Source organism: Streptomyces sp. NPDC002209, assembly GCF_042890265.1.
In the GTDB taxonomy this organism is placed as follows: domain Bacteria; phylum Actinomycetota; class Actinomycetes; order Streptomycetales; family Streptomycetaceae; genus Streptomyces.
Genome location: NZ_JBIARX010000014.1, coordinates 49,087 through 75,642, shown reverse-complemented (window position 1 = coordinate 75,642; position 26,556 = coordinate 49,087). Strand labels below are relative to the sequence as shown.

24 protein-coding genes are annotated in these 26,556 nt (G+C 74.0%); 12 read left to right on the top strand and 12 right to left on the bottom strand.

The window, feature by feature from the left end; translation table 11 throughout:
- The 3 genes from ACFYXK_RS25190 to ACFYXK_RS25180 all read right to left on the bottom strand — a co-directional run bounded on the left by ACFYXK_RS25190 (position 1) and on the right by ACFYXK_RS25180 (position 2,442).
- A complete protein-coding gene (locus ACFYXK_RS25190; RefSeq protein ID WP_389413138.1) occupies positions 1-834 on the bottom strand; it encodes a M55 family metallopeptidase in 834 nt (277 codons plus the stop codon).
- 188 nt (positions 835-1,022) lie between these two features.
- Positions 1,023-1,466: an SRPBCC family protein gene (locus ACFYXK_RS25185; RefSeq protein WP_383510284.1), complete on the bottom strand. Its 444-nt coding sequence runs from the start codon at positions 1,464-1,466 to the stop codon at positions 1,023-1,025.
- A 157-nt stretch (positions 1,467-1,623) separates the two neighbouring features.
- Positions 1,624-2,442: a methyltransferase domain-containing protein gene (locus ACFYXK_RS25180; RefSeq protein ID WP_389413137.1), complete on the bottom strand. Its 819-nt coding sequence runs from the start codon at positions 2,440-2,442 to the stop codon at positions 1,624-1,626.
- Between the two features lie 194 nt (positions 2,443-2,636).
- Between ACFYXK_RS25180 and ACFYXK_RS25175 the strand changes: the two genes are divergently transcribed.
- The 3 genes from ACFYXK_RS25175 to ACFYXK_RS25165 all read left to right on the top strand — a co-directional run bounded on the left by ACFYXK_RS25175 (position 2,637) and on the right by ACFYXK_RS25165 (position 5,884).
- A complete protein-coding gene (locus ACFYXK_RS25175) occupies positions 2,637-3,209 on the top strand; it encodes a TIGR03086 family metal-binding protein (protein WP_389413136.1) in 573 nt (190 codons plus the stop codon).
- Between the two features lie 147 nt (positions 3,210-3,356).
- The gene (locus tag ACFYXK_RS25170) at positions 3,357-4,574 is read left to right on the top strand and encodes an aminotransferase class I/II-fold pyridoxal phosphate-dependent enzyme (protein WP_389413135.1); all 1,218 of its coding nucleotides are present in this window, start codon (positions 3,357-3,359) and stop codon (positions 4,572-4,574) included.
- A gap of 68 nt (positions 4,575-4,642) precedes the next feature.
- Complete coding sequence (locus ACFYXK_RS25165) at positions 4,643-5,884, top strand: MBL fold metallo-hydrolase (RefSeq protein WP_389413134.1); 1,242 nt, start codon at positions 4,643-4,645, stop codon at positions 5,882-5,884.
- 41 nt (positions 5,885-5,925) lie between these two features.
- Here the strand turns inward: ACFYXK_RS25165 and ACFYXK_RS25160 are convergent, their stop codons facing one another.
- The gene (locus ACFYXK_RS25160) at positions 5,926-6,561 is read right to left on the bottom strand and encodes a DedA family protein (protein WP_389413133.1); all 636 of its coding nucleotides are present in this window, start codon (positions 6,559-6,561) and stop codon (positions 5,926-5,928) included.
- Complete coding sequence (locus tag ACFYXK_RS25155; RefSeq protein ID WP_389413132.1) at positions 6,558-7,334, bottom strand: MBL fold metallo-hydrolase; 777 nt, start codon at positions 7,332-7,334, stop codon at positions 6,558-6,560. The genes ACFYXK_RS25160 and ACFYXK_RS25155 overlap by 4 nt, the downstream gene beginning before the upstream one ends.
- 126 nt (positions 7,335-7,460) lie before the next feature.
- Here ACFYXK_RS25155 and ACFYXK_RS25150 point away from each other — a divergent pair, with 126 nt between their 5' ends.
- The 6 genes from ACFYXK_RS25150 to ACFYXK_RS25125 all read left to right on the top strand — a co-directional run bounded on the left by ACFYXK_RS25150 (position 7,461) and on the right by ACFYXK_RS25125 (position 15,239).
- Positions 7,461-7,865, top strand: coding sequence for a hypothetical protein (locus ACFYXK_RS25150; protein ID WP_389413131.1), 405 nt, complete (start codon positions 7,461-7,463; stop codon positions 7,863-7,865).
- A gap of 171 nt (positions 7,866-8,036) precedes the next feature.
- Complete coding sequence (locus ACFYXK_RS25145; RefSeq protein WP_389413130.1) at positions 8,037-10,214, top strand: phage holin family protein; 2,178 nt, start codon at positions 8,037-8,039, stop codon at positions 10,212-10,214.
- Positions 10,215-10,291: 77 nt separating this feature from the next.
- A complete protein-coding gene (locus tag ACFYXK_RS25140; protein WP_389413129.1) occupies positions 10,292-11,665 on the top strand; it encodes an amino acid permease in 1,374 nt (457 codons plus the stop codon).
- A 63-nt stretch (positions 11,666-11,728) separates the two neighbouring features.
- Positions 11,729-12,169: an SRPBCC family protein gene (locus ACFYXK_RS25135; RefSeq protein WP_389413128.1), complete on the top strand. Its 441-nt coding sequence runs from the start codon at positions 11,729-11,731 to the stop codon at positions 12,167-12,169.
- Between the two features lie 102 nt (positions 12,170-12,271).
- Positions 12,272-13,333, top strand: a complete 1,062-nt coding sequence (locus ACFYXK_RS25130) for an ATP-binding protein (RefSeq protein ID WP_389413127.1) — start codon at positions 12,272-12,274, stop codon at positions 13,331-13,333.
- A gap of 103 nt (positions 13,334-13,436) precedes the next feature.
- Positions 13,437-15,239, top strand: a complete 1,803-nt coding sequence (locus tag ACFYXK_RS25125; RefSeq protein ID WP_389413126.1) for a hypothetical protein — start codon at positions 13,437-13,439, stop codon at positions 15,237-15,239.
- Positions 15,240-15,244: 5 nt separating this feature from the next.
- Here the strand turns inward: ACFYXK_RS25125 and ACFYXK_RS25120 are convergent, their stop codons facing one another.
- Positions 15,245-16,834, bottom strand: coding sequence for an RNA polymerase sigma factor (locus tag ACFYXK_RS25120; RefSeq protein ID WP_030292906.1), 1,590 nt, complete (start codon positions 16,832-16,834; stop codon positions 15,245-15,247).
- 226 nt (positions 16,835-17,060) lie between these two features.
- Positions 17,061-17,822: a class I SAM-dependent methyltransferase gene (locus ACFYXK_RS25115; RefSeq protein WP_389413125.1), complete on the bottom strand. Its 762-nt coding sequence runs from the start codon at positions 17,820-17,822 to the stop codon at positions 17,061-17,063.
- Positions 17,823-18,073: 251 nt separating this feature from the next.
- Between ACFYXK_RS25115 and ACFYXK_RS25110 the strand changes: the two genes are divergently transcribed.
- Together ACFYXK_RS25110 and ACFYXK_RS25105 are read left to right on the top strand one after the other, a co-directional pair.
- Complete coding sequence (locus ACFYXK_RS25110) at positions 18,074-18,982, top strand: bifunctional 5,10-methylenetetrahydrofolate dehydrogenase/5,10-methenyltetrahydrofolate cyclohydrolase (RefSeq protein WP_389413124.1); 909 nt, start codon at positions 18,074-18,076, stop codon at positions 18,980-18,982.
- Between the two features lie 339 nt (positions 18,983-19,321).
- Positions 19,322-20,611, top strand: a complete 1,290-nt coding sequence (locus tag ACFYXK_RS25105; RefSeq protein WP_389413123.1) for an NADH:flavin oxidoreductase/NADH oxidase family protein — start codon at positions 19,322-19,324, stop codon at positions 20,609-20,611.
- Between the two features lie 17 nt (positions 20,612-20,628).
- Here ACFYXK_RS25105 and ACFYXK_RS25100 read toward each other — a convergent pair whose 3' ends face one another.
- From ACFYXK_RS25100 to ACFYXK_RS25085, 4 genes are all read right to left on the bottom strand, one after another.
- Positions 20,629-21,846: an MAB_1171c family putative transporter gene (locus tag ACFYXK_RS25100; protein WP_389413122.1), complete on the bottom strand. Its 1,218-nt coding sequence runs from the start codon at positions 21,844-21,846 to the stop codon at positions 20,629-20,631.
- Positions 21,843-23,330: an NAD(P)/FAD-dependent oxidoreductase gene (locus ACFYXK_RS25095; RefSeq protein ID WP_389413121.1), complete on the bottom strand. Its 1,488-nt coding sequence runs from the start codon at positions 23,328-23,330 to the stop codon at positions 21,843-21,845. The genes ACFYXK_RS25100 and ACFYXK_RS25095 overlap by 4 nt, the downstream gene beginning before the upstream one ends.
- A 107-nt stretch (positions 23,331-23,437) precedes the next feature.
- A complete protein-coding gene (locus ACFYXK_RS25090) occupies positions 23,438-24,001 on the bottom strand; it encodes a toxin-antitoxin system, toxin component (RefSeq protein WP_389413120.1) in 564 nt (187 codons plus the stop codon).
- The gene (locus ACFYXK_RS25085) at positions 23,998-25,026 is read right to left on the bottom strand and encodes a hypothetical protein (RefSeq protein ID WP_389413119.1); all 1,029 of its coding nucleotides are present in this window, start codon (positions 25,024-25,026) and stop codon (positions 23,998-24,000) included. The genes ACFYXK_RS25090 and ACFYXK_RS25085 overlap by 4 nt, the downstream gene beginning before the upstream one ends.
- 309 nt (positions 25,027-25,335) lie before the next feature.
- On the opposite strand from ACFYXK_RS25085, the gene ACFYXK_RS25080 reads away from it, so the two are divergent.
- The gene (locus tag ACFYXK_RS25080) at positions 25,336-25,758 is read left to right on the top strand and encodes a hypothetical protein (RefSeq protein ID WP_389413118.1); all 423 of its coding nucleotides are present in this window, start codon (positions 25,336-25,338) and stop codon (positions 25,756-25,758) included.
- Here ACFYXK_RS25080 and ACFYXK_RS25075 read toward each other — a convergent pair.
- On the bottom strand, positions 25,744-26,535 hold the full coding sequence (locus ACFYXK_RS25075) for a helix-turn-helix domain-containing protein (protein WP_389413117.1): 792 nt from the start codon (positions 26,533-26,535) through the stop codon (positions 25,744-25,746). The genes ACFYXK_RS25080 and ACFYXK_RS25075 overlap by 15 nt on opposite strands.
- Between the last annotated feature and the right edge of the window lie 21 nt (positions 26,536-26,556).

The following is a 26,556-nucleotide window of genomic DNA, read 5'->3' as shown; positions in this document are numbered from 1 at the left end:
TCAGCCATACTGCTCCTCCACGGCTGCCGAGACGACCGTCGTGACCGCCTTGAAGGTCCGGATCCCCTCGTACATCGTCTCGCTGGTGTACGCGACCCTGCGTTCCCCGGAGCGTTCGACGCCCGGGACGACGGTGGCGGTCATCGCCAGGTGCTCGGCGTCGAACTCCAGCTCCACGGCGTACGGCCCGCCGCGCGCGGGCTCCCGGCGTACAGCGAGGGCCGTGGCCTCCTTGGCCGCGGCCCGGATGTCGGCGGCGGTGCGGGCCGGGGTGCGGCAGACGGCGGCGTAGCGGGAGACGTGGTCCTTCACGGCGACCTTCACCGCGTCCGGGGCGTAGCCGTCGGCGTCGGCGCAGGTCAGGTCGTCGCCGGTGACCAGGATGACGGGGACCCCGTACTCGGCGACGACGTGGGCGTTGAGCAGTCCCTCGCTGGCGCGCAGGCCGTTGAGCCAGACCCCGGTGATGGAGTTGGCGAGGTAGGTGTGGGCGAGGACGCCCGGCGTTCCGGCGCCGGTGTGGTAGCCGACGAAGGCGATGCCGTCGACGTCGCCGTGCTGGACCCCCTCGACCATGGAGAGGGACTTGTGGCGGCCGGTGAGCAGCTCGGCCCGGTCGTCGATCTGTTCGAGGAGCAGGTTCCGCATGGTCCAGTGGGCCTCGTTGATGAGGACCCGGTCGGCGCCGCCGTCGAGGAAGCCGAGTACGGCGGCGTTCACGTCGGAGGTGAACAGGTGGCGGCAGCGCTCCCACTGGGGCGTGCCGGGCAGGACGTCCGCGGGCCAGGTGACGCCCGTGGCGCCTTCCATGTCGGCGGAGACGAGGATCTTCATCGGGCCCCCCGGGCGGTCGGCTGCCACGGCGCGGCCGACACGGACGGAGCCGCCCACGCAGGCTTCCACCCTAAGCGGTCTCGGGGAAGCGGGGCACGCCCCCACGCCGGGTCCGGGGGCTCACCTGCGCCGGGAATTCCACCCGATCCGGTGAGCCGCCCGGCGCCGCTGCCCGGCAACGGCCTTGCTCAGCCCTCGACTTCGGCGGCCAGGTTGGCCAGCAGGGTGTCGTAGATCCGGCCGAGGCCCTTGGGGGCGAAGGTGCGCTCGAAGAAGCCGCCGATGCCGCCGGCGCCGTTCCAGACGGTGGTGACCACGGCCTTGGACCGGCCCTCGCCGGCCGGGGTGACGACCCAGGTGGTGACCATGGTGGAGTTGCGGTCCTTCTCCACGAGCTGGCCGTCGGTGGGCTCGGTGACCTCCAGCAGGCAGTCGCGCACGCGCTTGCTGGTGGCCTGGAGCTTCCAGTGGACGAGGGTGCCTTCGCCGTCGCCGCCCTCGCGCACCTCGTACTCGCTGAAGTGCTCGGGCAGGATCTTCCCCCGGGTCCCGGTGTAGTCCGCCAGCGCGTCGAACACGGTCTCCGCGTCAGCCGCGATGATCCGCTCCGTGGTGGCCTCGACCTGCGCCATAGCTGTTCCTCCAGCAGTTGTCTTCGCTCGTCGCGGCAAGCCAACCACCTCCGGGGCAAGGGCCCAAATCCGCATCGGACGTGCCGGCGGGGGCGGACGGGGAAACGTGTCCCCGGCGCCCGCGGACGGCGCCCGCGGACGGCGCGGCCGCGGGTGGTCAGGCCCGGGCCAGGATCTCGCCGTTCAGCACCGAGAACCAGCCGTCCGGGGCCGCGCCCCAGCGGTGCCAGGCCTCGGCGACGGCGGACAGCTCGGCCGCGGTCGCGTGGCCCCCGCCCGTGGCGAGGGTGGCGTACGCCGAGGCCGTCGTACGGTCCGCCCACAGGGAGGACCACCACGCGGTCTCCTCGGGAGTGGCGTAGCACCAGGCCGTCGCCGACGAGGACACCTGCGTGAAGCCCGCCGCCCTCGCCCAGGACAGCAGCCGGCGCCCGGCGTCCGGTTCGCCGCCGTTCGCGCGGGCCACCCGGCGGTACAGGCCCAGCCACTCGTCCAGGCCCGGCTCGGCCGGGTACCAGGTCATCGCCGCGTAGTCCGCGTCCCGGGCCGCCACGATGCCGCCCGGCCGGCACACCCGCCGCATCTCGCGCAGCGCCTGCACCGGGTCGCCGACGTGCTGCAGCACCTGGTGGGCGTGGACCACGTCGAAGGAGTCGTCCGGGAAGTCCAGCGCGTGGACGTCCGCCGTGGCGAAGGTGACCGCCGCGGTCAGGCCGCGCTCCTGCACGTACTGCGCGGCCCGCTCCAGGACGTCCTGCGCGGCGTCGACAGCCGTCACCCGCCCGCCCGGCGCGACCAGTTCCGCCAGGTCCGCCGTGATCGTGCCCGGGCCGCAGCCCACGTCCAGGACCGCCATCCCCGGCCGCAGCTCGCCGATCAGGTACGCCGCCGAGTTCGCGGCGGTGCGCCAGCGGTGCGAGCGCAGAACGGATTCGTGGTGCCCGTGCGTGTAGACCGCCGTTTCCCTGGTGCTCATGAGCCGACTCCTCCTCGTCGTTGAAGCGTTGTGATCACCGTAGGGGATGGGTTCGGAGTATGAGATATGTGTTTTGACATATGGACACGATCCTTGTGCTGCGCGGCAATCGGATGGGTCGGTGGCAGGGGAAAGCCGGTGCGAGGACAGTGGGCTCCAGGGGCGGGACCCGCTGGCAGAGGACGGTGGAAGCCATGGCGGACACGCTGCTCGACCAGCACGCCGGGGCCCTGCGGCTCTTCGGCGAGCGGGTGCGCGCCGTCGCAAACGGCCAATGGGGCGCCCCGACCCCCTGCACGGAATGGAACGTGCGCGACCTGGTCAACCACGTCACCGGCGAGCAGCTCTGGATCCCGCCGATGGTCACCGACGGCCGCACCGTCGAGGAGATCGGCGACGCGTTCTCCGGCGACGTGCTCGGCGAGGACCCGGCCGGGGCCTGGGACCGCGCGGCGGCCGCCGCACACGCCGCGTTCACCGCGGCCGGGGCGCTGGACCGCACGGTCAGGCTCTCGTACGGGCCCGCGCTGGGCCGGGCGTACTGCGCGGAGCTGACCGCCGACTGCGTCGTGCACACCTGGGACCTCTCCCGGGCCATCGGAGCCGACGACCGGCTCCCGGACGGGCTGGTCGAGTTCTCCCTCAAGGAGCTCATGCCGTACGCCGACGGTCTCGCGGCGAGCGGGATGTTCGCCGCGCCGCTGGACGTGCCGGCGGGTGCGGACGCCCAGACCCGGCTGCTGGCCCTGGTGGGCCGGCAGGGCTGAGCCGCCGGGCCGCAGCCCGTGACCCCCGGCGGGCGACAACAGGCGTACCCCCGTAAATAACCGTATAAAGGGCATGGTCGGTCGGCGGTGCGTACGGAATCGGCGGTACGCACCGAAAGGGGAAGGCAGGGCGGCGAGGTGTCGGGGATGCAGCGCACGGCGGAGGGCCGAGGTCCGGTCCGGTACGGGCCGCCCGTGCCCCAGCCCGGCCTGCCCGTGCTGCCCGAGCTCACCGCCGTGCTCGCCGCGGCCGCCGAACGGTCCGCCCCCGAACCCCCGGGCGGCGGGGAGCCCGTACGCGAGGCCGCCTGCCGGTACTGGGGGAGGCGCGGGCTCCCCGCCGAGCCGGAGAACGTGGCCGCCGGGCCCGGCGCGCCCGGCCTGCTGCTGGCGCTGCTCGGCGCGTACGGGGGCGATGTCATGCTGCCCCGGCCCTGCCCGGCCTGGTGGACGCCGCAGGTCCGGCTGCTGGGACGGCGGGCCTACCACGTGCCGACCCCGGCCGAGTGCGGCGGCATCCCGGACCCGTACGCCCTGCTGGAGACGGTACGGCGGGTGCGTGCCGAGGGCGGCGACCCGCGCGTCCTGCTGCTGTCGGTGGCCGACGACCCGACGGCGACCGTGCCCCCGCCGGAAATGCTGCGCGAGGCCTGCGAGGCCGCCGGGGACGCCGGGCTGTTCGTCGTCAGCGACGAGAGCTGGCGCGACACCGTCCACCGGCCGCACGACACGCTCGTTCTGAGCCCGGCCGAGATGCTGCCCGACTCGGCCGCCGTACTGGTCGACCTGTCCGGTGCGCTGCTGCCCGCCGGGTGGCCCGCCGCCGTGGTCCGCTTCCCCGGCACCCCGCGCGGCACCTGGCTGCGGGCCCGCACCCTCGACGTCCTCACCGCGACCGGCGCCCTGGTCGCCGGCCCGGTCGCCGGGGCCGCCGCGCATGCGCTCGACGAGCCCGACGCGGTCGCCGGCCGGGCCCATGCCGCGGCCGCGCTGCACGGGGTGGTCGCCGCCGCGGCCCACCGGGAGCTGCTGGCCGTCGGCGCCCTGGCGCGGCCGCCGCAGGCCGGACGCCACCTGTACGCGGACCTGAGCCCGCTGCGCTCCGGGCTGGCGCGGCGGGGGGTCCGCGACGCCATGGAACTGGAGGACTACCTGGGCGGCCGGCTCGGCGCACCCACCCCCGGCGGACAGCGGTTCGCGGATGACCTGGGCGCGCTGCGGGTCCGCCTGTCGACCGGTCCGCTGCTCGGTGCCACCCCGGAGGAGCGGCTCGCCGCGCTCACCGCACGCGACCCGCTCGCACTGCCGCACGTACGGCGCTCGCTGGACCTCCTCGGATCGGTCCTGGCCGGGCTGACCTCCTGACCGACCTCCTGACCGACTTTCGCCGACCGACGCGACGAGCCCGCTGTGCGGTGAACGGAGAGCTGTTGATGAGGCACCAGACGGACACCCCGACGGCCCCCGCCGCCACCGCTCCCGACCCGGTGGCCCCCGACCTCGCGGCCCCCGACCTCGCGGCCCCCGGCCCCGGCCGATCCGGCCGGCCGGGGTCCGGCTCCGCCGGTCCAGGCGTCGGCCTCGCGGCCCCCGGGCCCGCTCCCGCCCCTGGTCTCGGCCCCGGGCGCCCCGGTCCGGCCCCGACGGCCCCGGCGGCCCCCGGCTCCGGGCGTCCGGGTCCGGGTCCTGCGGAGCCCGGTCCTGGTGACGGCGCGCCGCGGGCGCTGGGGGAGGCGCGGAGCTGGCCGCGGTCCTTCGCCGACCGGCTCACCACGCCGCTGCCCGGCGTCCGCGCCTTCGCGCGGCTCGCCCGCGAGGGTGCGTTCCGGCCCGGCCCCGACGGGCTGCGCGGCATCCCCGACCTCCCGTACGCCCCGGCCCCGCTGCCCGCGGCCGGCGCCGGCACGCTCTGCGCCACCTGGGCGGGACATGCCAGCTGGGTGCTGCGGGTGGGCGGGCTGACCGTACTGACCGACCCCGTCTGGTCCCGGCGCATCCTCGGCACCCCGGCGCGGATGACCCCGGTCGGGGTCCGCTGGGAGGAGCTGCCGCCGGTGGACGCGGTGGTGATCAGCCACAACCACTACGACCACCTCGACGCCCCCACGCTCAAACGGCTGCCCCGGCACACCGCGCTCTTCGTCCCGGCGGGCCTGGCCCGCTGGTGCCGACGGCGCGGCTTCACCCGGGTCACCGAGCTCGACTGGTGGGAGTGCGCGGAACTGGGCGGCGTACGTTTCGACTTCGTCCCCGCGCACCACTGGTCCAAGCGGTCGCTCCTCGACACCTGCCGGACCCTTTGGGGTGGCTGGGTCCTGACCGACACGCGGTCTGCGGCGCCCAGGAGCGTGTACTTCGCGGGGGACTCGGGGTACGGGCACTGGTTCGGGGAGATCGGGCGGCGTCATCCGGGGATCGACCTGGCCCTGCTGCCGATCGGCGCCTACGCGCCGAGGTGGTGGCTCAGCGATGTGCACGCGGATCCGGAAGAGGCCGTTCAGGCGTGTCTGGACGTGGGGGCGCGGCGGATGGCGCCGATGCACTGGGGGACGTTCGTGCTGTCTGCGGAGCCGGTGATGGAGCCCTTGCAGCGGGTGCGGGCGGCGTGGGCCCGGGCCGGACTGGTCCGGGAGGACCTGTGGGACCTGCCGATCGGGGGCTCCCGAGCCCTTTAGGCCGTCTCTCCCTCCGGGTCCGGGCCGGTCCGGCGCCGCGGTCAAAGCCTTCGCAGGCGGCGCCAGAGGGCGGGGGCCCCGCTGATCAGGAGGGCGAGCGACACCGCCAGGGCCACGCCCTTCCACGGCTCCGAGAACAGGGACCCGCCCAGGATGCCGATCAGGCAGTACGTCGCCGCCCAGGCCAGGCAGGCCGGGGCATCACCGCGGGCGAACCGGCGCAGCGGGAGGCGGGCCAGGAGGCAGGCCAGCATCACCGGGATGCGGCCCGCCGGCACCAGCCGGGACAGCACCAGGACCAGGACCCCGTGTTCGTCCAGCTTGCGCTGCGCCTGCGCGAGCCGCTCGGGCGTCGCACGCCCGCGCAGCGCCTCCAGCCGGCGTGAGCCGTTGCGGGACGCCACCCCGCGCTGCCCCAGCCAGTACAGCGCCACGTCCCCTGCGAACGCGGCCACCGCCGCCACCGCGAACACCAGCAACAGCCCGAAGGGCAGCGACTGGTGGAACGCCACCACCGCCGCCGTGCTCACCAGCGCCCCCGTCGGGATCACCGGCACCAGCGCCCCCAGAGCCACCAGCAGGAACAGCGCCGGGTAGCCCACCGCCTGCTGGGTCGTCTCCGGCGGCGCCTGGCCCGCCCCCGCCCCCGCCGCTGCCGCCAGCTCGCGCCACGTCACGGCAGCCGCACCCGCTCGCCGTGGCCGGGCACCCGTACCGTCACCTTCGGCGCCAGCTGCCGGGCCCGCCGTACGAACTCCTCGCCCGGCGCGTGGAATTCGTGCGGCCGCACCGCGTCCAGCCCGATCGGCCAGTACGTCCCGTAGTGCACCGGCACCGCCGCCGCCGGCGCCAGCGCGGCCAGAGCCTGCGCCGCCCGGCCCGCGTCCAGGTGCCCCGGCCCCAGGTACGGGCCCCAGCCGCCGACCGGCAGCAGCGCCACGTCCACCGGCCCGACCTCCTCGGCCATCGCGTCGAACAGCCCGGTGTCCCCGGCGAAGTACGTCCGCGCCGAGCCCTGGACCACGTACCCGAGCGCCGGCGCGAGATGCGGACCGAACGGCAGCCGCCGCCCGTCGTGCCGCGCACTGACCGCCCGTACCCGCACGCCGGCCCGTACGCCGGCCTCGTCACCCGGAGCCATCTCCGTGACCGCCAGCCCCCGCACCCGCGCGACCCGCGCCAGCCCCGGCACGGCCCGGCGTGCCCCGCGCGGCACCAGAAGCCGCGTCCCGGGCGCCAGCCGGGCCAGCGACGGCAGGTGCAGATGGTCGGCATGCAGATGCGACACCAGCACCGCGTCCGCCTCGGCCGCCTCCGGCGGGGGCAGCGCCCCGCGCCGCCGCCGCAGATGCGCGAGCCGCCGCGCGAACAGCGGATCCGTCAGCAGCCGCACCCCGGAGTCCTCGACCGTGCACGTGGCATGCCCCCACCAGGTGATCTCCACCGGCACCCGGCCTCCCCGTCCCCGTCGCGTCCCCGGACCCCTCGAGCCTAGAGGCTGCCCCGCCCGAGCGCCGGGAACCGAAGGCCGCAGCCCCCTCCTCCCGGGCGGCGGATCGGAGTAGGGTCGGGCGGCATGGATGAGCTGCGCGTGGCCGCGATCGCCAGCCTGGCCCCGCTCGAGGATCTGGACACCGACCCCTTCGTCGTCGACACCCGCAGCCAGCACGCCATGTGCACCCGCTGGGCCGCCGGCCAGGGCTACGTCGTGACGAGGGAGCTGCTCTTCTACGGGCTGCGCGCCGACCACTGCGGGCTCTGGTGCGACGTCGAGGCCGGGCAGGTCGACCTGTTCGTCGCCCCCAACCACCGGGTACTGGCCCGGGCACTGCGCTCCGTCGAGGAGTTCACCGCCGAGTGCCGGCGGCGCGGCGTACGGCTGGAGACCGCCGGGCTCGCCGAGCCGCAGTACACCTCCGCCATGAAGGCCGAGGTGCACCGCCGGCTGTCCATGCCGACCGCCGGATACGACGGCACGTAGGCTCCGGCGGCCTCACTCCCGCCCCGCGCCCCGGCTCCCGTCGCCACGCCTTCCGCACGTCCGTGCGCCATCCCTGTCACCCGGCCTCCGGAGCCGCCCTGTGCGACGCTGGAGGGTGCGGCGCGGCCGCGCGCGGGGCGCGGGTCCGGGGGAGACACGAGGCGGTACGGCGTGTGGCGAGGACGGTGGCGGACCACGGGCAGCGCCCTGGCACGGGTGATCATCGTCTGGGCGGTGTCCACCCTCACGATGCTCGCGCTCGCCGGCATCCTCCCCGACTTCCGGCTCCAGTCCGGCGACGGCGACAGCGTCACCGAGATCGGGCTGACCGCGGCCTGGGGCGCCGGAGCCTTCGGCCTGCTGAGCGCGCTCGTGTGGCCGGTGCTGGTCCGGGCGCTGCTCCTGGTGCCCGCCTTGGTGCTCGGCCTGCTCGTCTTCTTCCTCAACGGCTCGCTGCTGCTGCTCGCCCTCAGCCTGATCCCGTCCGGCCGCGGCGAAGTGGCCCCGGAGACCGCCGTGGTGGTGGCCGCGGTGATGTCCGCCGTCGCCTCGGCCACCTCCACCGCGCTCGCCGTACGCGACGACGAGGCGTACCGGCGCAGGCTCTACCGGCTCGCCGACCGGCGCCGCCGGCGGATGCGGCACAAGGGCGCGCCCGGCGGCGCGGAGAGTGCGCCCGCACTGGTCTTCCTCCAGCTCGACGGGGTCGGGTACGAGGCCCTGCGGCGCGCCGCGGCCAGCGCCCTGATGCCCACGGTCGCCGGCTGGCTGGACGGGAGCCACCGCATCACCTCCTGGCGCACCGACTGGTCCAGCCAGACCGGCGCCAGCCAGCTCGGCATCCTGCACGGCTCCAACTTCGACGTGCCCGCCTTCCGCTGGTACGAGAAGGACACCGGTGAGGTGGTGGTCTGCAACCGGCCCACCAGCGCCGCCGAACTCCAGCGCCGGGCCATCACCCGCACCGCGGACGGCGGGCTGCTCACCCTCGACGGGGCGAGCCGCGGCAACCTGTTCAGCGGCGGCGCCGACCAGCTGGCCCTCGTCCTGTCGGTCTCGGCGCGGCGCGGCCGGGCGAACCGTTCCCGCGCGGGCTACTTCGCGTACTTCTGCGACCCGGCCAATGCCGTCCGCACCGCGCTGTCCTTCGTCGCCGAGGTCGCCCGGGAGATCGGCCAGGCGCTGCGGGCCCGGGTGCGCGGGGATCGGCCGCGGGTCGCCCGGGGCGGGCTGTACCCGCTGATCCGGGCCTTCGCGACGGTCGTCGAACGGGACGTCGTGGTGGCGGCGGTGATCGGCGACATGCTCGCGGGGCGTGCCGCGATCTACGCGGACCTGGTCGCCTACGACGAGGTGGCGCACCATTCGGGGCCGCACGGCCGGGACACCGACCAGGTGCTGGCCCGGCTCGACCGGAGCCTCGCGCTGATCGCCCGGGTCGCCGAGCACGCACCCCGGGAGTACCGGATCGTGCTGCTGTCGGACCACGGCCAGAGCCCGGGGGAGACCTTCCTGGGCCGGTACGGGCTGACGCTGAAGGACCTGGTCCGCGCGGGCTGCGGGCTGCCGGTCTCCCGCTGGGCCGGGCGTACCCGCAGCGGCGCCGAGGCCCGCGCGGCGGTCCTCGCGGCCCTGCACCGGCCGGTGGAGGAGGGGGCCGAGGCCCATCCGGAGCGGGGCCCGGACCCGGTGGTGCTGGCCTCGGGCAACCTCGGGCTGATCTCCTTCCCGGACGTGCCGGGCCGCGCCTCGCGGGAGCGGATCGAGCGGGCGCACCCCGCGCTGCTGGCGACCCTGGCCAACCACCCGGGCATCGGGTTCCTGCTGGTGGACGGGCAGGTGCTGGGCCCGGGCGGGGCGGCGGCCCGCCTCGACGAGCCCGGCGCGGCGGAGGAGCTGCTGGCAAGGTTCGGACCGGGCGCGGCGCAGGCGGTCCGCCGGACCGACGCCTTCCCGCACGTGGCCGACGTCATGGTGAACTCGGCGTACGACCCGCTGACCGGTTCGGTGCACGCCTTCGAGGAGCAGATCGGCTCGCACGGCGGCCTGGGCGGGGAGCAGGGGCACCCGTTCCTGATGTGGCCGGCGGAACTGTCGGAGCCGGGACCCGGCCTCGTGGGCGCGGAGGCGGTGCACGCGGTGCTGCGGCGCTGGCTGCGGGAGGCGGACGGGCCCCAGGTGCCGGTGGCTCCGCCGGTGGGCGGGTCGGCGGCGGACGCCGCGGGCCGGCCTGCGGACCGGGCCGGGGGGCACCTGGTGGGGCAGCCGGCGGAGGAACCCCCGCCCGAGGGCGGAAAGAGCGGAAGCCTTCCTTCCGCAGGGGTGTCCGCACGGGACGAAATCCGCTGATTTTGTGGCGCCTTCGCGGTGGTCAACCATGTGTTGACCCCTGCCCAACATGTGAGACATCCCGAGGCGCACCACCGATGACCAGCACCGCAACCCTGCCCGCCGAGGCCGCCGCACCCCCCGAGCAGGGTCGCGAGCCCCACGCGCGCCGCTTCGGCCTCCCGATCGCGACCTGTCTGGTCATGGGCAACATCATCGGCGGCGGGATCTTCCTGCTGCCCGCCTCCGTCGCACCCTTCGGCACGATCAGCCTGGTCGCCTTCGGCGTGCTCACCGCCGGTGCGATCGCCCTCGCCCTCGTCTTCGGCCGGCTCGCGCAGCGGCTCCCGCAGACCGGCGGCCCGTACGTCTACGCCCGCGCCGCGTTCGGCGACTTCGCGGGGTTCCTCGCGGCCTGGAGCTACTGGATCACCGCCTGGGTCTCGAACGCGGCCCTCGCCGTGGCGGCCGTCGGCTACCTCACCGTGCTCTTCCCGGCCGTCGGGGAGCACAAGGCGGCGATGTGCCTGGCCGCCCTCGCCGTGCAGTGGCTCCCGGCGCTCGCCAACCTGGCCGGCACCCGCTACGTCGGGGCCGTCCAACTGGTCGCCACCGTGCTGAAGTTCGCCCCGCTGCTGCTGGTCGCCGTCGGCGGGCTGTTCTTCTTCGACCCGGCGAACCTCGGCCCCTTCCGGGCCACCGACCAGAGCCCCGTCGGCGCGGTCTCCGCCGCTGCGGCGATCCTGCTCTTCAGCTACCTCGGCGTCGAGTCGGCCGCCGTCAGCGCGGGCGAGGTCCGCGACCCGGCCCGCAACGTCGGCCGGGCCACGATCCTGGGCACCGCCGGTGCGGCCGCCGTCTACCTGCTGGGCACCCTCTCCGTCTTCGGCCTGGTCCCCCACGACAAGCTGGTCGCCTCCGAGGCCCCCTTCACCGACGCAGTCGACGTGATGTTCGGTGGTACCTGGGGCGGCACGCTCGTCGCCTGCGCGGCCGTGATCTCGATGCTCGGCGCCCTCAACGGCTGGACCCTGCTCAGCGCGCAGACCCCGTACGCCGCCGCCCGCGACGGGCTCTTCCCGAAGGTCTTCGAGACGAAGAAGCGGGGCGTCCCGGTGGCCGGCGTGCTCGTCACCGTCGTCCTCGCCTCGGGCCTGACCGTCTACAACTACACGGCCGGCTCGGACGGGGTCTTCGAGGTCCTCGTCCTGGTCACCACCTTCACGGCGACCGTCCCGTACCTCCTCTCCACCGCCGCGCAGATCCACTTCCTGCTCTCCGGGCAGTCCGAGCGCGTCCACCGCGGACGCCTGGTCCGCGACGGCGTCCTCGCCGCCCTGGCCTTCGGATTCTCGATGTGGCTGGTCGCCGGCTCCGGCTACGCGGCCGTCTACCAGGGCGTCCTGTTCCTCTTCGCGGGCGTCCTCGTCTACGCCGCGATGTCCGCGCGAAAGCACCGGGCCACCGCCTGACCTGCGCGGTAGTTTGGAATGAGAGGAAAGAGAGGACAAGAAGGGGGCAGTGAAGGGGTCGCCATGTCCGCGATCAGAGAAAGCATCGACATCTCCCGCAGTCCTGAAGACGTCTTCGACTACGTGACGGACCCCGCGCACCTGCCGGAGTGGCAGGACAGCGCCGTCTCCGCCCGCCCGCTCGACGGCGCACCCCTGCACGTCGGCTCGAAGGTCAAGGTCACCCGGCGCATGGGCAGGCGGAAGTTCCCGATGACCATGGAGGTCAAGGAGCTCGACCCGCCGCGCAGCTGGCGCCTCCACGGGCTCGACGGACCCGTACGCGGCGATGTGCGCGGGACCATCGAACCCCTCGACGGCGGCAAGCGCTCGCGCGTGACCCTCGACCTCGACTTCGAGGGCCACGGCATCGGCAGGGTCATCGCACCGCTCGTGGTCAAGCCGTACGCCCGCAAGGAGATGCCGCGCAACGAGGAGAAGCTCAAGCACCTGCTGGAGCACTGAAGCACCCGGCCACTGCCCCGCGGCGGAAAACCGGATGCCCCGGGGTACGCGGTGCGCCCACACTGGGCGCGCCACGTACCCCACCCCTGAGGACCGCTTCTCGTGCAGGCCGCCGTCACCGTCACCCCCGCCCAGATCCCCGAACTGCTGCTGGGCCTCGCCACCGTGCGGCCCGTGTTCCTCTGGGGGGCACCCGGAATCGGCAAGTCCTCGCTGGTGCGGAAGTTCGCCGACTCCCTGGGCCTGGAGTGCGTCAGCCTGCTCGGCACGCAGCTCGCGCCCGAGGACCTGATCGGGGTACCGCAGATCCGTGACGGCCGGTCCGTCTTCTGCCCGCCCGAGGCCATCGCCCGCGACGAGCCGTACTGCCTGTTCCTCGACGAGCTCAACGCCGCGACCCCGGACGTCCAGAAGGCCTTCTACTCGCTCATCCTGGACCGCCGGATCGGCAGTTACGAGCTCCCGGCCGGCTCCATCGTCATCGGCGCGGGCAACCGGGCCACCGACAACGCGCTGGCCCGGCCCATCGCCTCCGCGCTCGTCAACCGGCTGACCCACGTACACCTGCAGGCCTCCGCGCAGGACTGGCTGGTCTGGGCCGGGGAGAACGGCATCCACCCGTGGATCACCGATTACCTCACCGACCGCCCCGACCACCTGTGGTCCGCGCCGCCCAAGACCGAGGAGCCCTTCTCCACCCCGCGCTCCTGGCACATGCTCTCCGACGCCCTGCACTCCTTCGGGACCGGCCTGGACGAGCAGACCCTCAAGATCGTCGCGCACGGCACCCTCACCCCGGCCCACGCCGTCTCCTTCTGCGGCTACGCCAAGATCGTCCGCCACACCTTCGGCATCGAGGCGATCATCAAGGGCGATGCCCCGTGGCCGACCCGCCTCGCCGACCGCGATCTGCTCTACTACCTCGCCGAGGCCTTCCGGGGCCGCCTGGTCAAGGAGCTCCCGGAACGCAAGGAGCACGCCTCGCCCGCCGTCCGGCAGACCGCGTACCGCGCGAAGTCCCTGCTCGTGCAGCTCGCCGAGATCTCCGTCGAAGTCGCCCAGACGGTCATCGCCGACGACGCCGACGGCCTGCCGGTGCTGCCCGCCTGGTTCCTGGTGGAGGCCGCCCGCGACATGCCGAGGCTCGTCGCGGCGCGCCGGTGAGCCGTACGAACCCGCCGCGCCGGGCACCCCGGCGCACACGCCCCGACGCAACCCCGCCCGGGAACCGGAAGCGATCCGGGAGCGAGCCGGAAGTGAGCCGCCCGTGACCCGTAAGAAGAAGCCCGCCGTCCAGGACCCGGCCACCCTCGCCTACGAGGCCGGGCGGGCCGCGATCCGGCAGAACCCGGCCCTGGGCGCCCTCTCCGCCACCCACTGCCGCGACCCCCGGTGCGCCTCGTGCACCGGCGCCGGGCTCGTCCTCGTCACCTCCAACGGGGTCATCCACGCCCATCCCACCCGCCGCGCCGAACCGCAGGAGTGGGCCTGGGCGCTGGCCCACAGCCTGCTCCACCTCGGCTTCGGCCACGTGCCCGCCGCCAAGGAGGAGGACCGCCCGCAGCCCGCCGCCGCCGAGCTCGCCGCCCGCTGCGTCGTCGTCAACCGCTTCCTGCTGACCCTCCCCGTGGGCCGCGCCCCCGACCACCTCCCCGCCGAGTACCCCGGCGGGGACGAGGAGCAGCTCGCCGCCCGCTGGCGCCGCGACGGCGTCCCCGCCGCGTACGCGCACTGCGGCACCTCCGGTGAGCACCCCGACCAGGTCCTGGTCGGCTGGCGCGCCCTGACGACGGACGTTCCCGACTGGGAGACCTCGTTCGCGCACGCCCTGACCCGCAGCGTCTGCGCCGCCATGGACGTGGCGGGCGGCCGCCGCGACCGGATCACCGGGGAGCGGGTCCGCCGGCACCCCTGGGACCGGGCCCTGAACTGGTTCGTGTCCTCCTACCCGCTGCTCGGCGGGCTCGCGGCCGGGCTGCGGATCGTCGCCGACGCCGAGCTCGCCCGCGCCCGGGACATCGCCGTCGCCGCCGTCAGCGCGAGCGCCGGGGAGATCTACGTCAACCCGCTGCGCACGTTCACCGACGCGGAGTGGCGCTTCGTCCTGGCCCACGAGATGCTGCACGCCGCCCTGCGGCACGGCGAGCGCTGCGGTGCCCGCGACCCGTACCTGCACAACGTGGCGGCCGACTACGTGGTCAACGGCTGGCTCGTGGAGATGGGCGTCGGCGAGATGCCCGAGGGGCTGCTGTACGACCCCGGGCTGCGGGACCTGTCCGTCGAGGAGGTCTACGACCGGATCGCCACCGACCTGCGCCGGGTGCGCCGGCTCGCGACGCTGCGCGGCAAGGGCCTCGGGGACGTCCTGGGCGAGCCGCTGCCGCACGCGGGCAGCCTCCCGTACACCGATCTGGACGATTTCTACCGGCGCGGCCTCGTCCGGGGCTTCGACCTGCACGAGCACGGGGAGCGCGGGCTGCTGCCCGCCGGGCTGGTCCAGGAGATCCGGGCGCTGGCCCACCCGCCCGTGCCCTGGGACGCGCAGCTCGCCCGCTGGTTCGACGAGTACGTGCCGCGCCCCGAGCCCGTACGGTCCTACGCGCGCCCGGCGCGCCGCCAGGCGTCCACCCCGGACATCCCCCGCGCGGGCCGCTGCTTCCCGCCCGAGGAGATCGCCCGCTGCACCTTCGGGGTGGTGCTCGACACCTCGGGGTCGATGCCCGCCGCCCTGCTCGGCAAGGCGCTGGGCGCCATCGCCTCGTACGCGGAAGCCCGCGACGTACCGGCGGCACGCGTCGTGTTCTGCGACGCGGCGCCGTACGACGCGGGCTATCTGCCCCCGACCGAGATCGCGGGCCGGGTGAAGGTGCGCGGCCGGGGCGGGACCGTACTGCAGCCGGGCATCGACCTGCTGCACCGGGCGGAGGACTTCCCGCCCGGCGCCCCGGTGCTGGTGATCACGGACGGACAGTGCGACACCCTGCGGATCCGGCGCGAGCACGCCTTTCTGGTTCCGCAGGGTGCCTCCCTGCCGTTCACACCGAAGGGGCCGGTCTTCCGGCTGACCTGACCGGTTTAGTCGAGGTAGTCGCGCAGCACCTGCGAACGCGACGGGTGGCGCAGCTTCGACATGGTCTTGGACTCGATCTGGCGGATGCGCTCACGGGTGACCCCGTACACGCGGCCGATCTCGTCCAGGGTCTTGGGCTGGCCGTCGTTCAGGCCGTAACGCATCGAGACGACGCCCGCCTCACGCTCGGAGAGCGTGCCCAGGATCGACTGCAGCTGCTCCTGGAGGAAGGTGAAGCTCACCGCGTCGGCAGGGACGACCGCCTCGGAGTCCTCGATCAGGTCACCGAACTCGCTGTCGCCCTCCTCACCCAGGGGGGTGTGCAGGGAGATCGGCTCGCGGCCGTACTTCTGGACCTCGATGACCTTCTCGGGGGTCATGTCGAGTTCCTTGCCCAGCTCCTCCGGAGTGGGCTCCCGGCCGAGGTCCTGGAGCATCTGGCGCTGGACGCGCGCCAGCTTGTTGATGATCTCGACCATGTGGACGGGGATGCGGATGGTGCGCGACTGGTCGGCCATGGCGCGCGTGATCGCCTGCCGGATCCACCAGGTCGCGTACGTGGAGAACTTGAAGCCCTTGGTGTAGTCGAACTTCTCCACGGCGCGGATCAGGCCGACGTTGCCCTCCTGGATCAGGTCCAGGAAGAGCATGCCGCGGCCGGTGTAGCGCTTGGCCAGCGAGACCACGAGGCGGAGGTTGGCCTCCAGCAGGTGGTTCTTGGCGCGGCGGCCGTCCTCGACCAGGATCTCCAGCTCGCGCTTGAAGGCGGGCTTGTGGTCCTCCTCCTCTTCGAGCTTGTACTCGGAGAACAGACCCGCCTCGATGCGCTTGGCGAGCTCGACCTCCTGCTCGGCGTTGAGGAGCGGCACCTTGCCGATGAGCTTGAGGTAGTCCTTGACGGGGTCGGCGGTGGCGCCCGCCACCATGACCGTCTGCGCCGGGGCGTCGTCCTCGTCGTCGTCGGACAGGACGAAGCCCTGGGCGCCGCCGGCCTTGGGGGCCTCCTCCTCGACGTCGTCGACGAGGTCCTCGGCGGCCCAGTCCTCACCCTCGGCTGCCGGGGTCTCGCCCTCGTCGGCATCCTTGGCGCTGGTCTTCTTGGCCGCGGCGGTCTTCTTCACCGCGGTCTTCTTCGCGGCGGTCTTCTTGACCGTCCGCTTCTTCGGCTCGGCGGCGGCGTCGGCCGTCACCTCGTCCTCGGCGGCCGCCGCCGGCGAAGCGGATATCGCCGCCGCGGTGGCGGTGGCCGGGCTGGTGGCCGAGGCCTTGCGCGCACCGATGGGGCGCGGCGCGGCGGCCGCCTTCTTGGTCACGGTGCGGGCAGGCGCAGCGGCCGCCTTGCGGGGCTTCTTCGCGGCAGCCTTCGTGGCGGGGGCGGCGCTGACGTGCAGCGCGACACCCTCCTCGTCCAGGACCTGGTTCAGGCTGCGCAGGACCCGCTTCCACTGGTCCACCGGGATGCGGCCGGCCTCGAAGGCCTGGCGCACGTCGTCACCGTTGATGTGACCCTGCTCGCGGCCGCGCTCGACGAGCGCGACGAGGGCCTCCGATTCGGCGATCTCCGGAGGGAACGTACGGGACGGGCTGAGCGACACAAGGAGCCTCTCGTTGCGAACAGATAGGGAGTGGGCGGGACATCATCGCGCGGACTCGGGAAACAGACCCGAGGGGGGTCTGTATTCCGGGGCCGCGCGAGGACACCTGTCGGTTCATCGCATGCCCGAGTCGATTCGTTACGCGCTGAATTGAGTGACCTGCGCCACGCTGTGGGCGCGCAACCGATCGGCCGTGGATCCGTCCGTGCCTCCGCCGCCTCTCGCGTCAGCCCGTTTTGCGGGCTTCGATGAGGAAACGGGCGGTGTGCGCCACGAACGGACCGTCGCGTTCGATCTGTTCGTGGAGCTCGCGCAGCCGGTCCCGGTACTGCCCGACCGTGAAGCCGGGCACCATCCAGATCACCTTCCGGAGAAAGTAGATCACGGCTCCGATGTCGTGGAACTCCGTACGCAGTCGTTCGGAGCGCAGATCGACGACCTCGAGGCCGGCCTTGCCGGCGTCGGCGACCGCGTCATCGGGGTGCCGGCCGCGCCGGACCTCCTCCGGCTGCGGCCCGAGGAAGTACTCGACGAGCTCGAAGACGCTCGCCGGCCCGACCTGCTGCGAGAGGTACGTTCCGCCCGGACGCAGGACCCGGGCGATCTCCTCCCACCAGATGGTCACCGGGTGCCGGCTCGTGACCAGCTCGAAGGCCTCGTCGCCGAACGGCAGCGGCGGCTCGTCGGCGTCCGCGACCACCACCGCACCGAGCGGGTGCAGCAGCCGGGTCGCCTTCGCGATGTTCGGCGGCCAGGACTCGGTGGCGACCATCAGCCGCGGCAGGGTCCCCGCCCCTGCGAGCACCTCGCCGCCGCCGGTCTGGATGTCGAGGGCGGCGTCGACCCGGGCCAGGCGCTCGCCCATGAGTCCCTGGTAGCCCCAGGAGGGGCGCTGCTCGGTGGCCCGGCCGTCGAGCCAGGAGAAGTCCCATCCGTCGACGGAGACGGACTCGGCTTCGGCGACGAGATGGTCGAAGGTGCGCGTCATGTCTCGATCGTCCCAGGTCGGACGCCGGTGATCCACCGGTTTGACCGGATCTCGCGCGCACGGGGCCGCCGCGCACTCCGGACGCGCCGACGAGGTCCATTAGAGTGGGGGAGGGCCGTGACTGGCGTTCGGGTGGATCACCACCGGGGAGCGGCCCGGCGCACCTCCCGTGCGCCCGGCGTACCGCGGGTACGCCGACCTGCCGCGCGCCTGGGCGAACCGCGATTCCGCAGCGACGCTCAGGAGACCCCATGACGACTGCCCAGACGACGACCGCCCAGACCGCCGAGCCGGTGGCGCAGGCTGCCCGGCTCATGGACGGCACCGCCCTCGCCCGCCGCATCTCGGAGCAGACCGCCGTCCTCGCGGCGAAGATCACCGAGCGCACCGGCACGGCTCCCTGCCTCGCGACCGTGCTGGTCGGCGAGGACCCGGCGTCCGTCACGTACGTACGGATGAAGCAGAACCGCTGCGCGAAGGCCGGGATCACCTCCCGCCACGTGGAGCTGCCGGCCACGACCACCACCGAGGAGCTCGTCGCCGCCCTCACGGCCCTTTCCGAGGACCCGGAGATCAGCGGCATCCTGCTGCAGCACCCGGTCCCGCACCACATCGACGAGCGCGCCGCCTTCGAGGCCATCGCCCCCGGCAAGGACGTCGACGGCGTCACCATGCACTCCTTCGCCGCCATGGGCTTCGGGCTGCCGGGCTTCGTCTCCTGCACCCCCGGCGGGATCATGCGGCTCCTCGCCGAGTACGACGTGGACCTGACCGGCAAGCACGCCGTCGTCGTCGGCCGCAGCGCGATCCTGGGCAAGCCGGCGGGCATGCTCCTGCTGGAGCAGAACGCCACCGTCACCTACTGCCACTCCCGCACCGTGGACCTGCCCTCGATCGTGCGCCAGGCCGACGTGCTGGTCGCCGCCGTCGGCAAGGCCGAGTTCATCCGCGGCGAGGACATCAAGCCGGGCGCCGTGGTCCTGGACGCCGGTTACAACGAGGGCAACGTCGGCGACGTCCACTTCGAGTCGGCCGCCGCCCGCGCCTCGCTGATCACCCCGGTTCCCGGCGGCGTCGGCCCCATGACCATCGCCGTCCTGCTGGAGCAGACCGTCCAGGCCGCCGCCGCGCAGGCGGGGCTGGCGCTCGCGGAGCTCTGATCCGCCGCGCATCCGCGACGGTGAACGGTGAACGCCCCGGGCCCTTCGGCCCGGGGCGTTCCGCATCCCCGGGTGTCCGGTTTCTTGTGTCCGCCACCGGTAGGGCGACCGGTGCGCAACCGCCCCGCCGGGCGCGGCGGCCGCCCGGAGCCCCCGCGTCCCCAGGCGGCCGGCCGGCTCGTCGCGGCGGTGCGGTGGCGCCCTTCCCAGCTCTTCCTCACCAAGCGCCTCAAGGGACCCACGGGTGCCGAGGACCCGGCCGAAGGCCTGCGAACCGGTTCACGCAGCAGCCTGCCGGCGGCCCGGGAGGGAGCGGTATGTTTTGCGCCGGGGCGCGCGATGACACGTGCAACACGTTTCCTGGGGGAACTGCTGATGGACCTGTTCACGCCACTGGAGCTGCCCAACGGGACGGCCCTGCCGAACCGCTTGGCGAAAGCGGCGATGGAGGAGAGCCTCGCGGGGTCCGGCCAGCTGCCGGACGAGCGCATCGAACGGCTCTACCGCCGCTGGGCCCAGGGCGGCGCCGGGCTGCTGATCACCGGGAACGTGATGGTCGACCGCCGGGCGCTGACCGCGCCGGGGACGATCGTCCTCGACGCCCGTTCCCCGCTCGGCCCCTTCCGCCGCTGGGCCGAAGCCGCGTCCAGCGGCGGCGGCCGGGTCTGGATGCAGATCAACCACCCCGGTCGGCAGGTCGGCTCGGAGATGCCCGGCACGGCCTGGGCGCCCTCCGACATAGGGGTGAGCCTCGGCAGGCACACCAAGCGCTTCGCCCGCCCCACCGCGATGACCGAGGCCGACATCGAGGCCACCGTCGCCCGCTTCGCGGTCACGGCCCGGCGGGCCGAGGAGGCCGGCTTCGACGGGGTGCAGATCCACGCCGCCCACGGCTACCTCCTCAGCCAGTTCCTCTCCCCGCTCGTCAACCGGCGCACCGACCGCTGGGGCGGCAGCCTGGAGAACCGGGTCCGGCTGCTCACCGAGGTCGTCGGCGCCGTCCGCGCGCAGGTGGGCCCCGGCTTCGCGCTCGGGGTCAAGCTCAACACCGCCGACTTCCAGCGCGGCGGCTTCGACACCGAGGAGGCGGCCCAGGTCCTCGCGGTCCTCGGCGGCCTCGGCGTCGACCTGGTCGAACTGTCCGGAGGCAGCGTCGAGAGCCCCGCGACCCTGGGCCACACCGCCGATCTGCGGACCCTCGAACGGGAGGCCTACTTCCTCTCCTTCGCCGAGCAGTTCCTGGGCTCGGCCACGATGCCGCTGATGCTGACCGGCGGGATAGGCCGCCAGGAGACCGCGCAGAAGGTCCTGGAGCGCGGCGTGTCCGTCGTGGGGCTCGCCTCGGCCCTGGCGTTCCGCCCCGACCTGCCGGCCCGCTGGCGGGCCGGGGAGGACGTACGGGTGACGGTGGAGCGGCTGCGCTGGAAGGACCGGGACCTGGCCGGCGCCGGGTTGCTGGCCTTCGTACGCTTCCAGCTGCACCGGCTGGCCCGCGGCCTGGAACCGCGCCCGGAGGCCTCCCCGAGGGCGACGTTCGCCCTCGACCAGCTCCAGCACTGGCGCAGGGTGCGGGCGTACGGGGCCTGGCTCGCCCGCAATCCCGAGCCCGAGGAAGCCCTCGCCGGCTGACGCCCCCCGCGGGCCGCTCACAGGCTCGCCGGGGCCCGCCGGACGGCCGCCACGATGGGGGAGGCGCGGAACTCCCGGGCCAGCGCCGCGAGCGGCCGGGAGTCCAGCCGGTACGGCTCGGGCAGCCCCTGATCGGCCTCGGCGGGGTGCTCCCCGGCGCCGTCCGCGTCCGCCGGCTCGAGAGCCTCGGCGGCTTCGGCCGCCTCCCGGCGCCGGCAGGCCGCGGCGAGCATGGCCGCGTCGGCCACGACCGAGGCCCGCGACGCGCACAGGCCCTGCCCGAGCGCGGCCGCGTACGCGGCGCCCCGTACGGCCGGGTCGAACCAGCGGGCCAGCGCCAGGATCCCGTCGTCGATGACGGATTCGCGGTGGATCAGCCGGATCCCGATCGGCGACCACCAGGTCAGCGGCACCGTCGTCACGCTCGACGCGGCGAACCCGCGCAGCGCCTTCCACAGCGGGTGCAGCCTGCGGTAGCGGCTGAAGTCCCGCCAGGCCGCCGAGCCGCCGACCAGCGGCACGATGAACCCCGACCCCACCATCAGGGCGGCCGCGGAGGCGAACGGCGGTGCCACGTACGTCGACAGGCCGTCCCAGTCGCGGCCCGTCCAGCGGGCGCCCACCGCCGCCCACTTCGTGACGAGGTAGCCCAGGTCCAGCACCCCGCCGAGCACGATCAGGGCCAGTCCGGTGCGCAGCGGACGCAGCGAGGGGCGCACGCGCAGCAGCCACTTCCAGCACAGCACGGTGAGCGTCGAACTGCCCACGGTGTGCGCGACCAGGTAGCAGACGATCATCTCGCGCAGCCAGGGCGTGTTGGCGTAGTACGTGTCCAGGTCGCGCAGCCGCTCCACCGGCGCGTCGCCGACCGCGAAGAGGACGACGATGAGCAGCGTGACGGCGCCGAACGCGGCCACCGTCAGCCAGGTCGCCCGCCGCACGACCGCGGGCGGCCCGCCGCCCCACTGCAGGACCAGCACGATGCACGACCCCGAGAACGCGGTCAGCACGCTGTACACCAGCGGGGCCGAGAAGTTGACGACGCCCGTGAGCCGGTTGACCGCGGAGATCGTCGGCGGCGCCGCCAGGAACATGACCATGCAGCCGACGACGAGCAGGGTGCACACGGCCCGCATGAGCGGCTGGTCCCAGCCCCGGCGCAGGGTCGGCGCCTTGATCAGCAGCGCCAGGATCATCACCGACCCCGGTACGTACAGGATGAGACCGTCGGTCATCGCGCCTGGCCGACGGGACCGACGGGACCGACCGGGCCGACCGGGCCCACGGGATCGGCCGGGCCCTCCGGGCCGACCGGGCCGGACCCCTGGTCGAGCCCCGCGACGGCCCGCTCGGCCGCGGTCAGCGGCGGCGCCTTCAGCGCGCCCCGGTCCGAGGCGCGCAGCACGTGCCAGACCACCGAGGGGCGCAGCCAGTACGTGGGCGAGCTGCTCATGGTGATGACCTGGAGGAACGCGGCGGTCAGCGCCTCCCGCGTGGTGGCGCCGGTCATCAGCCGGCTGACGTACGCGTTGAGCAGCCCGGCGCCGGCCCGCGGCTTCATGCCGGTGGCCCCGGGATACAGGATGTCCTGCGAGGTGGCGAGCTCCCATGCGGTGGCCACCTGCGGGACGAGCGCGCGCTGCGCCTCACGTCCGAAGCCGGGATGCGCGAGGCCCTTGGCGCGCAGCAGGGCGCGTACGGCCAGCAGGCCCTGGGCGGCGACCGTCATGCCCTGTCCGTACAGCGGGTTGAAGGTGGCGACGGAGTCGCCGACGGCGAAGAAGCCGTCGGGCAGGTCCGCCTTCTCGAAGTAGACCCTGCGGTTGGCGGTGCCCTGGGTGACGGCGACGTCCGTGAGGGGCTTCCTGCCCTCGAGGAGTTCGCCGACGACGGGATCGCGGATGCCCTTGGCGAACGGGATGAACTGCTCGGGGTCGCCGGTGGGCTGGCCGCCCCGGGTGCCGGACAGGGTGGCCTGCCACTGGCCGTTCTCGATGGGCACGATCGTCGCGGTCTGCCCGGGTACGTGCACCCGCGGATCGGACTGCACGTTGACGATCGGGAAGCCCATCTCGTGGGCTCCCGGCGGGGCTTCGAAGATCCGGGTCGCGTACACCAGGCCGGAGTCGACCTCGGCCCGTCTGATCCCGCCGACCCCGAGTTCGTGCAGCCAGGCCCGGGCCCGGGAGCCGCGCCCGCTCGCGTCCACCACGAGGTCGGCGCCCAGCAGCCGGCCCGCCTCGTCGGGGGTGTCGACGCGGACGCCGGTGACGCGGGCCGCCGTACCCTCCAGGGCCTGTACGCGGCTCTGCTGGAGCGTGGTGACGCCGCGCAGGCCGGTCACCCGGGCGCGGACCACCGAGTCGAGGAGGTCGCGGCTGCACGAGATGTTGAACTGCTTCTCCCCGCAGCGCGGTATCCAGCCCTGGGCGGTCTTGGTGACCAGGTCGGTGGGCAGGCTGCGGCGGATCGCGCCCGCCGCCGTCCAGTCGTCGGTGATGCCCGGGAGTATCTTCTCGATGGCGCGGGCCCCGCCCGACCACATGACGTGGACGTGCCGGGCCTGCGGGAGTCCGCGCCGCGGCGCCGGGCTGTCGGGCAGCGTGTCGGCGTCGATGATCGTGACCGTCGCGTGCTCGGCGAGCACGGCCGCAGCGAGCAGACCGGCCATGCTGCCGCCGATGACGACGGCGTGGCGGGGCGGGGAAGACTGGGTCATCGAGGTGCTCTCTGTCGGGGCCGTGCGAGGGCAGCGGCACGTGAGGTGCGTCGGCGGGGAAGGCGGTGGTCACCGGGGCGTCATCGGTACGCCGCGGGGACGTGCACTCAACGGCCCCAGCCGAGCGAGGTCTTGATGCGCTCGATCGCCTCGGGGAACCGTTCCTCGTGGGGCCCCGGCAGGTACGCCTTCAGGACCTGTCCGAGGTACAGCCCGAAGGTCTCCGCCCGGATCTCCGCCGGATCCTCCCGGTCCGCACGGGCGGCCGCCTGCCGGACCACGCTGCCCAGTCCGGCCTCCGAGTGCAGCAGCTCGGCGAGATCGCCCCGGTGCCCCGTGAGCCGGGCCGCCACGGCCATGCCCGGACCGTGGCTGTCACACGTGCCTTCCTCCAAGTGCCATAACTCGTGGCAGGCGATGACGAGCTGGTGCTCGGGCCGGGTGCGCTCCTCGATGACCAGCAGGTCGCGCTCTTCCATCTCCAGCCACAGCCCGCTGGCGGTGTCGGGCGGGAATCCGGCGAACCGGAACTCCACCGGCCGGCCGCCGCGCCGGCGGCCGTACGCGGCGCACAGACTCCCGATGATCTCGGCGGCATCGGCCGGCTGCGCCAGGCGCGCATCCGCCAGCAGCTCTCCTCCGAGTTTCCGCATGGTCCGTGTGGTCCTCATCGCGCTCCCCCCTCGGCAGCCTTACGGTCGTCGGGCACCGCCGCGTGGAGCGGGCGTTCGCCGCCCGCGCCCGGGCGTCCCAGCCGGCCCTCGCGGGCCAGCAGGTCGTCGAGGTGGTCGGCCAGCGACTTCCAGCCCGCCGGGGAGAGCCGCCCGGCCCGCGTGACGATGCTCCGTACATCGTGCGCCCGCAGCACGGCGAGCATCGGGTTTCCGGCGTTGCGTCCGGCGGTTTCCAGCTCGTGCTCGATCCCGGAGAGGGCGGTGGCGAGCGCCTCGGTGTCGTCGGCGAGTAAGAAGCCGCCGTCGACCCCGTAGAAGCGCTGGATCCCGGCGGCCGCCGCGAGGTTGGGCAGGCCCTCACCGCGCGCGAGGCGGGTCAGCGACTGCCCCGAAGCGTCGAAGGAGTGGGCGATGGCCGCGAGGGAGTGGGCCTGGCCGTCGGCGCGCAGTCTGGTGCGGCGCAGGTGCTCGAACCGCTGGTGCACCTGCTCCTTCAGCGGGAGCCGGGGCGGTGCGCCGTCGAGGGTGAGCCGGATGTCGTGCGGGGGCATGCCCGTCAGGTACGAGAGGTGCTCGAGATCGTCCGCCGCGTCGGTGGTGGCGAGGGCGTGTTCCACCGCGCACTGGCTGTCGGCGAGGAGGAAGCCGGAGTAGACCCCGAAGAACCGCTGCACCCCCGCCGCGTGGCCCAGCCGGGGCATCCCGGTGCCCGCGTTGAGGGGGCCGAGGGAGGCGCCGGGAGCCTGGAAGTCCTCCGCGATGGCGGCCAGCGACCACTCCCTGCCGTGCTTGTCGCGGCGGGTGGCCCGCAGCCGCAGGAAGCGCCGGTGCACCCGCCGGCACAGCGGCACTTCGGGCGCGGTCCCGGCAACGACCTCGGGGACGAGCGCGGGTTCGACCCCGCACAGGCGGCTCAGCCGTTCGGGGGACAGCACCTCGGCCGGGTCCCGGCCGCTCCGCTCCGCTAACGCCGCGACGCGGGCCCAGGCCGAGGCCAGGTCGGGTCGGGCGGCGGCTGACACCGTGAGGTTCTCCGTATGCCGAGAGGACGTTCGAGAGCTTCAGCTCTGTGCAGCGTAGCCCGCGGCCCCCCGGCGAAACAGGAGATCCCCCACCTTTCTTGCGATGTGAGTCAAAGAAGGTTGGCACGACCGCAGCCGGGCCGGGCATGACCTCCGGGGTAATCGACCTCGGTGCGGGGCGCGGGGGACAGTGGAGCCATCGGGTTCCGAGACCGCGCACTCGGCCTCGGGACCCGTCCTCACCAGCGCATTCGAGCGCGCGGCCGGCAGCCGCGCCTCGCCCCGACCTTCGACGGAGGCTGATCCGCCATGTCCGCAACCCTGCTCGGCAGCGTCGCCCGCACCACCGTCCCGCAGACCGCGCTGCGCCGCTTCCTCGCCCTGGACTCCGTGGTCACCACCGGGAACGGGCTCGCGTACGCGGCCTTCTCCGCCCCGCTCGGCCGGTTCCTCGGCGTCGGCCAGGCCACCCTGCTCGAACTCGGCCTGTTCCTGACCCTCTACGGGGCCGGCGTCGGCTGGCTGGCCTCGCGCCGCCGGCCGCCGGTCCTGGCGGTGAAGGGCGTCATCGAGGCCAACTGGGCCTGGGCGGCCCTCAGTCTGGTCTCGCTCCTCCTCTGGGACGCGCCCACCACCGCCGGTCTGGTGTGGATCCCGGTGCAGGCCCTCACCGTCGCGGCGTTCGCCTTCCTCCAGCAGCTGGCGGTGCGCTCCGCATCAGGGCCCCAGTGAGCGCAGGTACTTCACCGTCGCCGGGTCGGCCGGCAGGAGGGTCTCGATGGCCAGCTCGGCGACGGTCACGTCCATCGGCGTGTTGAACGTCGCGATCGAAGACACGAAGGAGAGCAGGTGCCCGTCGTGCTCGATCACCAGCGGCAGCGCGATGTACGCGACGGCCTCCCCGGGTGCGGCGTCCTCCGGCCGGTCGGCGACCGGATAGGCGGACACCTCCTCGTACAGCGCGCGCAGCGGCGCGGAGCGGGCCAGTGCGATCTGCCGCTCCATCTGGGCCAGCAGGTGCCCGCGCCACTCCGCGAGGTTGCGGATCTTCGGGGCCAGGCCCTCCGGGTGCAGGGTGATCCGCATGGCGTTCAGCGGCGGGACCAGCAGGTGCTCCGGCAGGCCGTCGAGCAGCATCGCGATGCCGCGGTTGGCGGCCACGACCTGGTACGTGGCGTCCACGACCAGCGCCGGATACGGCTCGTAGCCGGTCAGCAGCCGCTCCAGGCCCTCGCGCAGCCCCTCCATGGAGGGGTCGTCCAGCGGGGTCTGCGCGTAGTGCGGGGCGTAACCGGCTGCCAGGAACAGGGCGTTGCGCTCGCGCACCGGTACGTCGAGGCGGTCCGCGAGCCGCAGGAGCATCTCCTCGCTGGGCCGGGACCGGCCTGTCTCGACGAAGCTGATGTGGCGGGAGGAGGAGTCGGCGCGGCCCGCCAGCTCCAGCTGGCTGATGCCGCGCCGCTCCCGCCAGGTACGCAGCAGGGCTCCGACGGAGGGGGTGGAGGTCATGCCCACGACGGTAGCCCAAAG